Below are 16,562 nucleotides of genomic sequence, written 5' to 3' on the forward strand. Positions count from 1 at the left end.
ATGGCGTTTCCTTTCGAGTCCAAGGGGTTCTTCGGAGCGTTGTTCCGCCGCCGCGAACGGCGCGAGGCGCAGCATCGTCCGCGCGCCTTGCGTCCCACCAAGCGCGACCTCGTGGCCCGGCTGAAGGCCAAGGCCGAGCGTGCCTTCAACCGCGACCGGCTGATCTTCGATCCGCTCGAGCCGCGCGTCCTGCTCAACACCGACATCACCATCGACATCGGCAACAGCCTGCCGGCCGCGGCCGAGCATCAGCTTCTGGTGCGGCTGATCGACACGACGAAGACGACAGATCCCCAGTCGCAGCCGGTGCAGCGCGTCCAGATCATCGATCTGAACCAGCAGGGCGCCGCCGGCGATCCGGGCAAGGTGCTGGCCTCCGGGGATATCGGTGATCTGAACTCGGTCCTGATCACCGGCTCCAGCGACAAGGACGTCATCCGCGTCGATACCGCTTCCTTCGCGCAGTTCCAGAAATACGCCTCGGGAGCGACGCTTCCCAGCTTCGAATTCCGGGGGCAGGGCGGGGCCGACACGGTCGTGCTCGACACCGGCGCGACGGCCGATTGGGCGCTGAACGGCGCCGACCAGGGCAGCGTCCAGGCCGGTCGGTTCCAGGCGACGTTCAGCGGGGTGGAAACGCTGCAGGGCGCGACCGGCAGCACCAACAAGCTCGCTTTCGCTGCCAATTCCAGCCTGAGCGGCAGCTTCGGCGGCGCCGTGAGCGGGCTGACGCTCGATCTTTCCGCCACGCTCGGCGCATCCTCCGACACCACGCTGGGCAAGAGCGGCTCGCTCTATACGCTCGGCAGCACCGGTGGCGCGGGCCTCGTCAGCTTCAGCGCGCCGACCGCGAGCCTCGGCGTCGTTCTGGGCGCCGGTGCCGATACGTTCCGCATCGCGTCGCTGCCGCCGGCAGCGGCCTTGTCCGTGGCAGGCGGGGCCGGTGACGACGCTCTCATTTTCGGCAATACGGGCACCATCGCGGGGGATGTCGATGTCTCCTTCGCCGGCGGCGCCGGCGCCAATACGATCGATGCCGGCGCCACCGGCCTGACCGCGACCGGCCGTATCCGCCTCGCCGCCGATGCCGCGGTCGACACCGTCCTGGTCGATCAGAACCATGCGCTGTCGAGCAGCGTCGATGCGCGCATGGCGTTCAGCCTCGCCCAGGGCGCGGTCATCAGCGGCACCTCGGTGCAGATCGCCGTCAGCAGCACGATCGGGATCAACACCGCCGCTTCGGCGACGATCCCGGCCCTGGCTTCCACCGTCTCGGTCACGTCCAACGGCGTCGCGACCGTCTCGCTCGCCGGCACGGTCACTGCGAGCAACGGCGCGGCCGACATCACCACGACGGTCGGGCAGACGGTCAAGCTCGTCTCGGACAATTCGCCACAGCTGAAATCCGTCACCACCACGCTGACCGACACCTCCACGATCTCCGTCACCTCGACCGGCCGGATCAATGGCGGCACGGTCAAACTCGGCGCGCAGACCGCCGTCGATATCGACATCAAGGAACTGGGCCTCGTCCTGCCGGGCGTCGGCACGCTCACCAATGCCGGCAGCTCGACCGCCGACCAGGTGAAGGCTGTCGCCAAGGGCGAGACCTCGCTGCTCGAGGTGCTGACGCCGACGATCCAGGCCGTGACCGGCGCGTTCAAATCGACTGCGACGAGCGTCACCAACGTCACCCGCGTCGATGTCGATCCTGCGGCGCGCATCGTCCAGGCCCGCCCGAACGGCGCGGCCGCTCCCGCTGGAGCCTCGGTCGAGCTTTCGGCGAAGGACACGACCAGCGTCGACACCCGCCTGATCGCGACCGACGACAGCAGCATCCCCGTCCTCAGCGATCTGCTGAATTTCTTCGCCCTGAACGGCAAGACGGACCTCGCCCGCACCACCGCCGTGGTCGTCGGCACACCTGTGGCGGGCACACTGCCGGCGAGCGCGCCCGCGCAGGCCGACCCTGCGGTCATCACCTCCGATGGCGCGTTGTCGCTGTCGGCCCGCAACAGCGGCGTCGTCTCCACCATCGTCGGCGCCTCGACGCCGGGCACGGTGACCGCGAACGGCACCACCACGGCCGTGGCCGGTGACGGCGAGAGCAACGGCTCGATGGCGACCCCGCTCAAGGCGGGCGCCGTCGCCAACTCCGTGAACGATACAGCGAGCGTCCAGGTCCGAGGCGTCGCGCTGGCGATGGGCTCGGCGGCGATCAGCGCCGCCAACACCACGGAAGTGACCGCGGCGGCGATCGACGCCCGCAATCTCCTCACCGGCTCGACCTCCATCTCGGTCGATACCGCCCGGCTCACGGCCGTGGGGAGCATCTCGATCGCAGCCGTGGATGCCACGGCCGCCACCGCCACGGGCCTGCCGCTCGACACCGATTCCTATGTCGAGGGCGTGGATTCCGGCAGCACCGCTGCGCTCGGCGTCGGTCGCGCCTCCGCCATCAACACCTCCGAGCGTGCGATCACGGCCATGATCCGCAACGCCTTCGTCGCCGGTGACGGTGGCGTCTCGGTGCTGGCGCAGAACTCGCTGACGCTGGCCGCCACCGCCGAGGCCTCCGCCGTCGCCACCAAGGTGGGCGTGGCGGGCTCCATCGTCGCCAACATCGTGCTCGGCAATACCACGGCGACCGTCGATGGCTCGACGGTCCGCGCGACGCAGGGTGGCGGCACGGCGTTGACCGCCGGGCGCACAGGCGACGTCTCGGTGACCGCGATCGACCTCTCCACCATCGACGCCCGCGCCCGCGCATCGGCCAATGGCGCTTCGGAGAAGGGCGCAACCGCGATTGGCGGCGCTGCGGCGTTCAACGTGATCGGCTACAGGGCCGACAACACGCTGACCGGCGCTCTCGCCGAGAAGCTCGCCGGCAGCGCGCTCGATGCCTTCCTCGGCACCAGCTTCTTCGCCCTCCCGGCCGCGCAGCAGATCATCGCGCGGGTCGTTAATGCGAGCATGCGGGCCGACGGCGCGGTTTCGGTCGTGGCGTCCAGCGCCGGCACGGTCAACGCCACGGTCAGCAGCGTGGTCACCACCTCGAGCCCCGCCAAATCGGCCGAGGACAAGGCGAAGGCCGATCTCAAGCGCGGCGTGCTGAACACCGGCCTTCAGGCCGCAGGCCTCGCCAAGCGCAAGGACCCCTCCGCCGGCAGCGGCACCGTCGCCAGCGCCTCCAGCCGCAGCATCGGCGGCGTGCTCTCCGCCAACCGGCTGGGCCGCTCGGCCCTCGCCGACATCTCGGCCTCGACCGTCGTGAACGGTGGTGCCCTTTCCGTCCATGCGGACGACGTGGCCACCATCAACGCCAATGTGAAACTGGTGGCCTCCAGCGAGGCGGTCAGCGATGGCGGCCTGCCGCAGGCCTCCGCCACCAAATCCTCCGATTTCAAGCTGAATGCCGGCTCGGTCGCGATCAAGCTCGGCCAGCGCGTCCTGCTCGACTTCCCCGGCGCCATCCTGAGCTCGCCCGAGCCGGTGAAGCCTGCCGCCGACAAGGCCGTCGATCCGGCCGACCCCTCTGCCCCGCCGACGCCTCCGGCCACACCGACGCTCACGCGCGTCGTCCAGCCAGGCAATGTCGTGCTGCTGCAGGACGGCTATCCCGCGACCAAGGGCGAGGCGGGCGCCTATTACCGCTATCTCGGCACCGCGGCCTCGGCGCCGCTGAACCTCGCCACGACGGACTACACCGACACCACGACCTGGGCGAAGATCGGCCAGAAGGGCGCTCTCTTCGCCTATATGGGCACGGACAGTACCGCCGACGCGACCACCAAGGTCGATCTCAAGACCGCGAACTATGCCAACCGCGATCTCTGGCGCCCGGTCAACGATGCCGAGACCGTGCAGAAGAAGGCGACCGGCTCGGGCGCCACCTCCGTCGGCGGCATGGTGGTGCGCAACGAGATCGCCGGCGGCGCCACCGCGCGGATCGTCGCCGGCAGCGACGTGACCTCCGGCAGCGTCGATGTCGCCGCCAATCGCGGCGCGACCATCACCGCCAAGGCCGAGGCGACCGTCACGGCGGTCGCGACGCTGAAGGACAAGGCGGATGCCGGCGACACCACCGAAAGCACGCCCGGCACCACCTCCGCCTTCGACAAGGCCCAGACCTCGAACGCGACCGCGCTCGCCGTCAACGCTGTCATCGCCTCGAACACCGTGAATGCCGTCGCGATTGCGACGATCGACGCCAGCACCGTCACGACCACGAGCGATGACGGCGCCGTCAGCGTCAAGGCGACCACTGCCGGGGCGATCTCGGCGACCATCGCGGCGCAGATCAACGCCGCCGCCACCGGGCCGACCGGCACCGGGACGGGCGGCAGCAGCGGCACCATCAACCCGCCGCAGACGACGGCGCGCGCCGCCGGCATCCAGCTCGCCTTCAACGCCATCGGCTATGATAGCAGCAACCTCGCCTTCGACACGCTGAACGCGGTCATCGGCACCAATCTCGGCAATGGCGCGCCGACGCAGGCCAGCGCCTCGATCAACGACTCCGCCGTCACCGCCACCGGCCTCGTCTCCGTCACGGCCGAATCCTCCGGCGCGATCTCGGCCGAGCTCGGCAACGAGGTCTCGGCGACCGCGCAGGGCGCCAGTGCCTCGGCGCTCGCCGTCTCGGGTCTCGTCGCGATGAACCGCGTCAGCGGCGCGGCCTCCGCGCTCGTCGATGGCGGCGCGAACAACAAGGCCGTTCAGGGCAGCGGTCTTGCGGTTTCGGCCAAGGACAGCGTCGCGATCGACGCGAGCACCACCGTCGGCGCCAGCGCCAAGGCGGTGAAGACCGGCTCGGTCACCGGTGCGCTCAAGACGGCCGACCAGCTGCTGAGCGAATACGACTACACCACCGCATCGGGCACGCGGGACATCGCCTTCGGCCAGAAGATCCGCCTGAGCGACAGCTGGACTCCGACAGGCGCGGGCGCCGGCGAGAAGGGCGCGGTCTACCAGTATATGGGCGGCACGCCCATCACCGGCGCCGTCCTCGGCGATACCGCCCGCAATTTCGGCGATTTCTCGCTCTGGAAGAAGCTCGACGCCACCAATATCGTACCCGGCGGCACGACCGGATCGCAGCCCAAGACCGGCAAGATCGACTCGACCGGCCTCGGCGCCATCTTCGCCCGCAACGATGTGCAGGGTCAGGCGCAGGCGCTCGTCCGCAACGTCCATGTCGTCGCCACCGGCGGCGACGTGACGGTCAAGGCCGAGTCCGGCGCCAAGATCGCCGCGACCGACGCCAGCACCATCGAGGGCGGCAAGGGCTTCGGCGGCATCGTCGTCACCAACGCTGTGCAGAACGGCGCGCAGGCCTCGATCTCCGCCAGCAGCATCGACGGCGGCGACGCCGCGACCCCGACCGGCGGCATCGTCTCGGTCGAGGCGCTGAACAGCGGCGAGATCGAAGCGAGCGCGATCGGTTCGGTTGCGGGCGAGACGGCCGCGATCGGCGTGGTGCTGGCCTTCAACAGCGTCGGCTATGTGCCGCAGAACCCGCTTTTCAATGCCATCGACACCATCGTCGGCGACCCGCTGATCGCCTCGGCGACCAACAGCGAACGCCCGGCCAACGCCACCGCCTTCATCACCGGCTCGACCATCCGCGCTTTCGGCGACGTACTGGTCTCGGGGGAGAATGCCGTCCAGATCACCTCGACGCTTGGCAACGAGGTCAAGCAGGAAACGGCCGCCGATTACGAGCACACCGCCCAGACCGGCGCGCGCGGCATCTCGGCCGGCGCGCTGCTGGCGTCCAACAAGGTCTCGGGCCGCGCCGAAGCCTATATCGGCAATCCCGACCCGGCCGTCACGCCCGTCGCCAGCCAGGCGACGGTGCGCTCTGCCGCCGGCAGCGTCACCGTGAAGGCCGTCAACCAGGCCGGCGTGACCGCCACCAGTACGCTGATCAGCGCCTCGGCGGTGGACGGCACCGTCGCGGCCATCGCGAAGATCGCCGAGACGCGCGCGCTGGGCGCCTATGACTACACGACCAAATCAGGCGCCAAGCAGCTGTTGACCGGCGACCGGGTGCGGCTCGCGAGCGATTACAGCGCCGCCAACGCCAAGGGCGTGAACGGCCAGGTTTATGTCTATGTCGGCGCCAAGACGACCACGGCGCTCGATCTCGGACAGGCCGACTATACCGACCGCACCAAATGGCTGAGCCTCGCCGAGGGCGTCACCGTCGCGACGGTGCCGACGAAGCCGACGGACACCGCCGGAACGACCCAGGCCGCCGACGAGACCACGACGGTCACCAAGGATACGACGACCGGCACCACCACCACGGTCACCACCAGCCGCCCGCGCTATTCCTCGCTCGACGGCTATCAGTATATGCGCGTCGGCGAGAAGGTTCGCTTCTCGGTCAACGACAACCTGTCCACCGGCATCAAGGGCGCGGTTTATGTCTATCGCGGCCCTGACAATGCCAAGGTCACGCTGAAGGGCAACGACTACACGACGAGCGACTGGGTCAGCGAACTCGCTATCGCGGGTGCCCCGCAGCTGGACAAGGTCGCGCCCGCCCCGGCGAGCACGACCGAGCCGACCAAGACCGATTTCGGCGTCACCCCCTCGACCACCGAAGTGGGCGTGCCGGCCAGCACCGCGCCGACCCCGCCGCCGGCTTCCAAGGCGTTCGGCGGGCTGATCGTCATGAACGAGGTGACCGGTGGGGCGCTTGCCCGCATCACCGATGCGCTGGTCGTGGCCCATGGCGATCTCTCGGTGATCGCATCGGACAAAAGCGACATCGCCGCCACCGTCGTCAGCACCGTCGCTGCCTCCGGCGGCCAGTCTTTCAAGAATTCCGCGACGCCGACCGCCGGCCAGCCGCAGCAGCGCAATTCCTCGACGCTGATCGCCGCCAACGGCATCGCCGCGACCAATGTCGTGCGCGGCGGGGCGGAAGCCTCGATCCTGCGCGCCACCGCCACGGCGGAAACCGGCTCGCTTTCCGTCACCGCGGACAACGAGGCCGGCGTCGATGCGCGGCTGCGCGCCTCCTCGACCACGACGGGCGGAGAGGGCGGCGGCGTCTCGGCCGCCGTCACGCTCGCCTTCAATTCGGTCGGCTACGCGACCCAGAATCTGCTGTTCAACACCATCGACGCGCTGATCGGCTCGCCCGAGCTGGCCAACGCCTTCGGCGGAGAAGTCGGCTCGGGCGCCAGGGCGAGCATCGTCTCGTCGAAGGCCTCGGCCGGGCTCGACCTGGTCGTCGCGGCCAAGGCGGCGGCAAAGATCAACGCCACCATCAGCAATGCGGCCCAGAGCAGCACCGACGCCATGAAGGGCTCCGGCGGCAGCGGCTTCGGTGTCGTGCTGGCGTCCAACAAGGTCAGCGGCAGCGCCCAGGCTTCGATCGACAATAGCGGGCTGGCGGTCGACGCGGCCGGCGGCAGCGACATCCTGCGTGCCGGCGGCAAGCTCGCCGTCACGGCTGACAACGCAGCCTCCATCACCTCCAACGTTCAGATCGTCACCAGCTCGACCGTCACCAAGACGGATGGCGGAGCGCTGACCGACCAGAGCAAGATCAACAAGTTCCTGCCCTCGGACTTCTCGACCGACCCCAACGAGGTCCAGGCCCGGACGATCCAGGGCAATCTCGTCCGCAACCGGCGCGATCTTCTGCCCGCCGAGGTGACGGCGCTCGAGGACAAGCTCGTCGCGCAGATCGCCAAGGCCAAGGAGCTCGCCGAGGGCGCCTTCACCCAGCTCGAAGCCTTGGAGACCCAGGCGAAGGCGCTGATCGACAAGCTCGTCAATCTCGATGCGACCGCCCTGGCGGCGCTCGACGGCGCGATCTCCGCCGCGATCGATGCCATCGTCGCCAAGATCGGCACCGCGACGGAGAACCAGGCGCTCAAGGGCGCGTTGACGATCGCGCAGGGCAAGCTCTCCGGCGCGCTCAACGCGACCGATGCGCAGAAGGCCCGCGGCGACGCCGTCTCAGGGCTGATCGAAGCCTCCAAGCTCGGCCTACTGAAGGACGAGGCCCTGCGCGCCGGCAGCGCCGCCCAGCAGGTGCTGGGCAACCTGCTGGGTCAGGAATTGAGCGTTGAAGGGCTGAAGAAGGCGGCGCAGGAGCGCATCGACGGCATCAAGGCCGATCTCGACGCCTTCCTCAGCCAGTTCGGGCTCAGCCTCTCCGATTTCGACACCTCGCTCGGCACCACCTCCGCCGACAAGAAGACAGCGAACCTTCAGGATGTGAGCTTCGGCGCGCGTGTGCGCATTGCCGATGGCTACGCCAAGCCGACCTACGACCAGGCCGGCGCCGCGAGCGCGAGCCGCGTCACGGTCAAGACCGGCCAGACGCTGGCGACCTCGGGCGGGCAGATCTGGAAATATGTCGCGTCCGACGATCTCAAGGACGCGCTCATCGGCGGCATCGACCTGACGACGAAGACCAGCGGCAAGGCCGATTGGGTGAAGATCGCCAACAGCGCCAGCGACTACAAGGCGGGCGACATCTACATCTATATGGGCGGAACCACGACGTCGCTCGACCTCGCCGCGACCGACTTCACCGACAAGCTGCTCTGGAAGCGTTCGCTCGATTCCTCCTTCCTGCCGGATGATTTCAAGCTCCCGAGCACGGGAACGGGGAGCGGAACCGGCACCACGCCGACGACCCCTGCCGCTGCCACGCCGACCGACAACAAGACCGCGCCCACCGGCGATCCGTCCTCGACCAACCCTGCCGCGAATACTCGCCCGCAGAGCGCCAATGCGCTTGCGATCGGAGGGCTCGTCGTCCTGAATTCGGTGCATGCCGACGCCAGCGCGACCATCACCTCCGCGCGGATCGTGACGACCGGCGACATCGCCGTCACCGCCACGGACGCGGCGACGATCACCGCGACCGCCGACAGCAGCGCCAAGGTCAAGTCCGCCAGCTCCTACAAGCCGACCGGGGGCCAGGCTTCGTCCAACACCACCCAGACCCGCAGCCTCGCCATCGGCGGCATCATTGCCACCAACACCGTGCTGGGCCGCGCCGACGCGCTGATGACGAACAGCTCCCTGGACAGCGCGGCGTCCATCGCCGTCACTGCCGCCGACACCTCGCACATCGACTCCAGCACCAAGACCGCCACCTCCAGCGACAATGGCGCCGTCGCCGTCACGCTCGCCTTCAACACGGTGGGCTGGCGCGAGCAGAACGTGCTGTTCCGCGCGGTCGATACGATCACCGGCGATCCGGTGATCGCCAACGCCCAGCATCTCGACGACACGCCGAACGGCGCCTCCGCGCGGATCGTCGCGACCACCGTCGTCGCGGGCGATGCACTGAGCGTTCAGGCGAACTCCAACGCCACCATCGCGGCCACGCTCACGAACAAGGCCAGCGCCGCCAATGCGGTGCTGAAGGACGCCAGCGCTTTCGCGGTCGGCCTCGCCCTGTCGAGCAACATGGTCAACGCTCGCGCCGTCGCCTCGATCGATGAGACCGCGGTACCGGCCAAGACCGTCTCCACCGGCGGCGCCCTGACCGTCAGCGCGGCGAGCGCCGGCACGATCACCGCCGAGAACACCCTGTCGGCGCTGTCGAGCCTGACCAAGCCCAGCCTTCTCCAGGACTTCTCGAAGAAGATCCTCGAGAACTACAACTTCACCACCGCGTCGGGGCGGCAGGACGTCAAGTTCGGTGACATCGCCTATGCGAAGGTCAACGGCGCCGACAAATTCTATGTCTATTTTGGTGCGGCCGGATCGTTCGACTTCCAGGGGGCCGATCTCCCCAACGCGGCCGGCTGGCGCGAGAACAACCTGCAGGAATTCGTCAAGTTCCTGCCGCCCGGCATTCTCAACCTCGGCGAGAACGCCGACACGGCCGGCTCCTCGACGCCTGTTCCCACGAGCGGCACGGGTGGAACGGGTGGCACCGGCGGGACGGGAGGGACCGGCGGGACCGGCACCTCCTCCACCCCGGCCAAGCCTTACGCAACCGCCGTCAGCGGCATTCTGGTCCAGAACAATGTGAGCAGCTCGGCCGCGGCCGATCTGACGAATACGGTCGTGACCCGCGCTGGTGACGTGACCGTCGCCGCAAGCCAGACTGGCCGCATCACCGCCACCATCACCAGCAAGGTCGAGTCTAAGCTGCCGCCCGGCAAGGAAGCCGGCAGCACCTCGCTGGCCCTCGGCGCCGTCATCGCCGGCAACACCGTGCTCGGTTCGGCGACGGCGACCATCAGTGGCTCGAAGCTCGGCGACGCGGCCGCCGTGACACCCGCGACCGTCGGCAATGTCTCCGCCACCGCGACCAACACCGCCGCGATCAAGGCGAACATCGACAGCACCGTCGAATCGAGCGGCACCTCGGTCGGCATCACGCTGGCCGCCAACAAGATCGGCTCGCCCTCGCAGAACTTCCTGCTGGATATGGTCGATGCGCTGGTCGGCACCGATCTGGCGACCATCATCCAGGGCCAGCAGCCCTTCGCGGCGCGGGCGCTGATCGATTCAACACCGATCAACGCCACCGGTCTCGTCTCCGTGACCGCGAGCACGAAGGCGACGATCGACGCCGAGATCACCAATGCCGTCACCAGCGTCGGCGAGGCGACGACCAGCATCGGCGGTGTCAGCGCCCTCAATCTGATCAAGCTCGCGACGACGGCCGAGCTCTCCAATGCGGCGAGCGTTCATGCCGCCGGCGTCGCGATCACGGCCGAGAGCAGCTCGGCGATCAATGCCAAGGTCAGCGCACCGGTCATCGCGGTCGCCTATGTCCTGCCCGATACGTCGGGAACGGGGGGCACGGGCGGAACCGGAGGCACGGGCGGGACCGGCGGTACCGGCACCACACAGACCAAAACCTCCGTCACGGTGGGCCTCAGCCTCGCCCGCAACACCATCGTCGACGGCGAACTAGCCGCCGGCATCGACTCGGTCGCCGATCTCGATGCCGCCAGCGGCAATGTGGCGGTGACGGCGCGCAGCGGCGCGACGATAACGGCAGAGACCTCGGCCTCCGCGATCTCGCTGATCATCAGCAAGGAAAAGAGCGATAATCTCAGCTTCGCCGGCGGCGGCGCGCTCGGCTTCAACACCATTCTCGGCGGCGTGGACGCGCATATCGCGAGCAGCGCGATCCGCGCCCACGGCACCACCGCCGAGGATGCGCAGGGCAGGGGCGGCAGCGGCGCGATCGACGTCAAGGCGGTGAACGCCTCGCGGATCGCCGCCAGGACCGACGCCACGGCGGTGTCGGTCGCCATCGGCAGCGACGCGGCGTCCGCCGTCGCCATCGGCGTGACGCTCGCCTTCAACATGGTCGGCTTCTATGGCAGCGGCCTGCCGACCGGGAACGGCTTCGGCTCCGGCACCACCTCGACGCTGAACACCGCGGCGAAGGTCACCAGATCGAGCCTGCGTGCCGACCGGCGCATCTCCGTGGCGGCCCAGTCCGATGCGTCGATCACCGCCGAGATCGGCGCCACCGCCGTCGCGGTCGGTGCCTCCAGCGGTTCCGGCGGCTCCGGCAGCGGCAACACCTCTTTCACCGGCGCGGGTCTTTACGCCGGCAACAAGATCGCGACCGGCCTGACCGCGCTGATCGACGAGACGGGCCTCGCCAATGCGGCCGTCGCTTCGGGCGCGGAAGGCGTCGGCGTCACCGCGCGCGACCGTGCGGCCATCGAGGCTCACGCCCGTGCCGTCTCGGTCTCGGCGAATCTCACCGGCAAATCGACCGGCGGTAGCCAGAGCGTCGCGATCGGCGCCTCGGTCTCGAAGAACGACATCGCCAGCAGCGTGACTGCCGCCATCCGCTCGGCGGGTTCCGTCACGGGCACAGGCGCGGTCGCCGTCTCGGCCTCTCGAGAGGCGCGCATCGTCGCGCAGACCATCGCCGCCTCCGTCGGCGCGCAGATCAGCGGCCAGGGGCAGGGCGCCGCCGTCAGCGGCGGCGGCGCGTTGGCGCTCAACACCATCACCGGCTCGACCGTCGCCGAAATCACCGACAGCCCGGTCGGCACAGCCGGCAGCGCGGTCGGCTCGCTCGGCGTCACGGCGCAGGACGTCTCGACCATCCAGTCGCTCACGGGCGCGCTGTCGGTGGCGGCCGGCGTCGCGACCAAGGACAATGCGGTCGGCGTCTCGATCGGCGTGTCCGTGTCCACCAACGAGATCGGCACGGCCGATCAGGTGCGCGCTTCGGTTCTGCGGGGCTCGGTCTACAGCGCCGGTGCCGTCGCGGTGACCGCACGGACGCAGCGCACGGTGGACGCGCTGGTTCTGGCCGCCTCGATCGGCGTCTCCGCCAGCGGCACCGGCAATGCGACCAGCGTTTCACTCGCCGGCGCCGGCGCCGGCAACACCATCGGCGTCGCCACCGTGGCCGAGATCGCCGATGCGGCGGTCGTGACCGGCTCCTCGGTGACGGTCGCAGCCTCGAACGCCTCGCTCATCTCCGCCAATCTCGGTGCCCTGACGCTCTCGGTCGCGCTCGGCGAGCAGACCGCGACCTCGGTCTCGATCGGCGCCACCGTCGCGGTGAACCGCATCACCGGTGCCGTTTCGGCCCGGCTCGCCAATATCGGCTCTGTCGATACCGGCACCGGCGCGGTCTCGGTCACGGCCGCCAGCACGGGCAGCATCCACACCGTCGCGGCCGCCGCCAGCATGGCGGCCGGCGTCAGCGCGTCCAATACGGGCGTCGGCGTCGCCGCGGCCGGAGCCGGCGCGGTCAACCTGATCGATTCCACCACGGCGGCCGCCATCTCCGGGACGGTGATCGATGCCGCCGGCGCCGTCACGGTGCAGGCGACGAGCATGCTCGATATCGCGGCCGCCATCGTCGCAGCCTCCGCCTCGCTCGGCGCCTCCGGCAGCGCGTCGGCCGGCGCGGGTGCGCTCGGCATCGCGATCGCGTTCAACCAGATCGGCGCCGGGACCGCCTATGACGCGGCGACCAATCGCCTCTCCGACACCCCCGTTCAGGGCACCCGCGCCGGCGTCACCGCGACGCTGAGCGGCAGCCGCGTCCGGGCCACCGGGGCGCTCTCCGTCACCGCGACCTCGACCAACACGATCGACGCCACCATCCTGGCCATCGCGGCCGGCCTCTCCGCCTCCAGCCAGAACGGCGTCGCCGTCGCGGCCGGCGGCACCTACGCGCAGAACATGATCGGCCTTGCCACCCAGGCGCTGGTCGATGGCGACGGCAGCGGAACCGCGCCCGGAATCCGTGCCGCGAGCGCTTTGGTGCGCGCGCAGGACAGCTCTGCCATCAAGGCGACCGCGCTCTCCGCGAGCCTGGCCGTCGGCGTCGGCGGCACCACCGGCGTGTCGGTCGCAATGGGCGTCAGCATCGCCTTGAATCAGATTGGCAACGACGTCTCGGCTCGCTTGAACAATCTCGATCAGGGCCTGAAGACCACCGCCGGAGACATTGTGATCGCTGCGAAATCGGCCGGTTCGGTCGAAGCGGTCGCGGCCTCCGCCGCCATCAGCATCAGCGGCGGCGGCAGCAACGGCGTCGCGGTCGCGGGGGCCGGCGCCTTCGCCTCCAACGTCATCAACACCTCGACCCGCGCCACCACCAACGAAAGCCTGATCGACAGCGCGGGCGCCGTCTCGGTGACGGCGGAAGCCTCCGCGACCATCAAGGCCGGCATCGTCGCCGCCTCGCTCGCGGTCGGCGTCGGCGGCTCGAACGGCGTGGGCGTCGGCATCGGCGCCGCCGGGGCGGAGAACCGCATCGGCAGCTGGAACACGAGCGGCACCGGGAAGGACCGCCGCAACAGCCTCGCCGCCAATGGCGGCACGGTGGTGGAAGCATCGCTGACCCGAACCGGGGTGACGGCCGTGGGCGCGCTCACGGTCGATTCCCAGTCGCAAAACCAGATCAGCGCGCTCGTGGCGGCGGCAGCCGTCGCGATCGGCGGCGGCGGTTCGACCGGCGTCGGCGTTTCGGTCGCCGGCACGGCCGTGGTCAACGCTATCGCCGTCTCGGCGCGGGCCTTCATCGAGGGCAACGGCATCGCCGGCAGCCTCATCGCCAGCAATGCGATCTCAGCCGGCGCCGTCAGCGTCACCGCGACGGATGGCTCGTCGATCAGCGCGATCGCCGGCTCGGCCTCGGTCGCGGGCGGCGTCGGCGGCTCTGCCGGTGTCGGCGTCGCGGTCGGCTTCGCTTTGGCGATGAACACCATCGTCAACGGCGTCGAAGCCGGCATCGCCCATCTCACGGACGGGTTGGCGGCGACGGGCGCGGTTCTGGTCAGGGCCACCAGCAATGCCGCGATCACCTCGCGCACCGCGGCGGCGGCCGTCAGCATCGGTGGCGGCGGCTCTGCCGGCGTGTCGGTCTCGGCCGGCGGCGCCTTTGCCTTCAACAACATCGTCACGGCGACGAGCGCGCATATCGATTCGAGCCGCATCACCGGCAGCGCCAGCCTGACCGTGACCGCCGAAGCGACCTCGACCATCACCGCCACCGTTGCCGCCGCCAGCCTCGCGGGTTCCGGTGGCGGGGCTGCCGGCGTGGGCGTGGGCGTCGGTGCGTCCGCCGCCGCCAACCAGATCGGTGGCTGGACCACCAGCGGCACCGATAGGAGCCGCGTCGACAGCCCGGTGATCGGCGGCCAGTCCTCGGTCGTCGCCGCCCTGAACGACACCAGCGCGGTGACGACGGGCGCCCTTGCCGTGACGGCCCGCTCGGCCCAGACGATCGAGGCGCAGGTGGTGGCTGCGGCGGCCGCGATCGGCGGCGGCGGTTCGGCAGGCGTCGGCGTCGCGGCGGCCGGCGTGGTCGTGACCAACGCGATCGGCGTCGATACGCGCGCCAGCATCAGCGGCGACGGCGCGACCGGCATCGACGCCGGCAGCGTCACCCTCTCCGCCCGCGACCAATCGGCGATCAAGGCGCTGGCCGGCTCCGCCTCGCTGGGCGGTGCGGGCGGCGGCGCGGCCGGTGTCGCGGTCGCGGTCGGCTTCACGCTCGCGCTCAACAGCATCACCGGCGCGGTCGAGGCGTCGATCCGCAATGCCGACAATCTGGTGAGGACACGCAGCGGCGATGTCTCGGTCGGCGCGCGTCGCGACGGCTCGATCTATGCGGCGGCGGCGGCTGCGGCGCTCACCGTGGCTGGCGGCGGTGCGGCCGGTGTCGGCGTCAGCGGCGGCGGTGCCTTCGCCTCGAACGTCATCACCGGTGCGATCTCGGCCTTCATCGACGCCAGCACCGTGAACAGCGCCGCGGCGCTGATCCTTTCGGCGACGTCCGGCGCGACGATCACCGCAATCGTTTCAGCCCTCGCGGCCTCGGGCGGTGGCGGCGGAGCCGCCGGTGTCGGCGTCGCGGTCGGCGTCGCCGGAGCCGAGAACAGGATCGGCAGCTGGACCACCAGCGGCAGCGGGAAGGACCGGGTCGATACTGCGACCGGCACCGGCCTCGTCGTCGAGGCCTATGCCCGCAACAGCAGCCTCATCGTCGCCGGCGCGCTCTCGGCGACCGCGACGTCGGCCCAGACCGTCTCTGCGACGGTGGTTTCCGCCTCCGCCGCCATTCAGGGCGGCGGTGCGGCGGGCGTCTCGGTCGGCGCGGCAGGGTCGGTGACGGCCAATGCCATCGCCGTGACCACGCGCGCCTTCATCCAGGGCGACGGCACCGGCATCCAGGCCGGCAGCGTCGCGATCGCGGCCTCCGATACCTCCGCCATCACCGCGATCACCGGAGCGGCCTCGCTCGCCGGATCGGGCGGCGGCGCGGCGGGCGTCTCCGTCGCCGTCGGCTTCGCGCTGGCGCTGAACAGCATCGCGGGCGATGTCCGCGCCTGGATCGACGCGGCCAATGACGGCGTGACCACGACGGCAGGCGATCTTTCTGTTTCCGCCCGCAGCGCGGGGTCCATCCAGGCCATCGCTGCCGCGGCGGCGCTGGCCGTGGCGGGTGGCGGCGCGGCGGGCGTCGGCGTGACCGGCGGCGGCGCCGGGGCGCGCAACGCGATTTCGACCAGGACCGACGCCACCGTCACCGCGAGCAAGCTCACCGCCAGCGGCGCGGTGACCATTCTCGCCACGGCGGATGCCACGATCCTCGCCAGCGTCGATGCGGCGGCTGCCGCTGCGGGCGGCGGCGGCGCGGCCGGTGTCGGCGTGGCGATCGGCATCGTCGCGGCGGTCAACGAGATCGCCGGCGGCAGCGAGGTCCAGGCCTCTGTCGACGCCTCTTCCGTGACGGCTGGCGGTGCCCTCTCGGTCACGGCCCTGTCGCAGCAGACGATCCGGGCGAATGTCGCGGCCATCTCCGCCTCGATCCAGGGCGGCGGCGCGGCCGATGTCTCGGTGGCGGGCTCTGTCAGCGGTGCGGTCAATACCGTCGCCGTGCCGACGCGCGCCTTCATCAGCAATCCCTCCGCCGGCGGCATCCGCGCCGGCAGCGTCTCCGTCTCGGCCTCGACGCTCTCGGCCATCACCGCCATCGCGGCGGCGGCGGGCGTCACCGCCGGCGGCTCGGGCGCAGCCTCGGTCGGCATCGCGATTGCGGCGAGCGTGGCCACCAACACGGTCTCCGGCGT

1 protein-coding gene (running past one end of the window) is annotated in these 16,562 nt (G+C 70.2%); it reads left to right on the forward strand.

The window, feature by feature from the left end; all coding sequences use genetic code 11:
• The coding region annotated (locus ACOJTB_RS03075) for a beta strand repeat-containing protein (RefSeq protein WP_420101047.1) crosses the window boundary (this coding region is incomplete at its 3' end): on the forward strand, window positions 1-16,562 show 16,562 of its 32,765 nt. 16,203 nt of the annotated region lie beyond the right edge of the window.

It is taken from the genome of Allobosea sp., from assembly GCF_048595345.1.
Classification (GTDB): domain Bacteria; phylum Pseudomonadota; class Alphaproteobacteria; order Rhizobiales; family Beijerinckiaceae; genus Allobosea.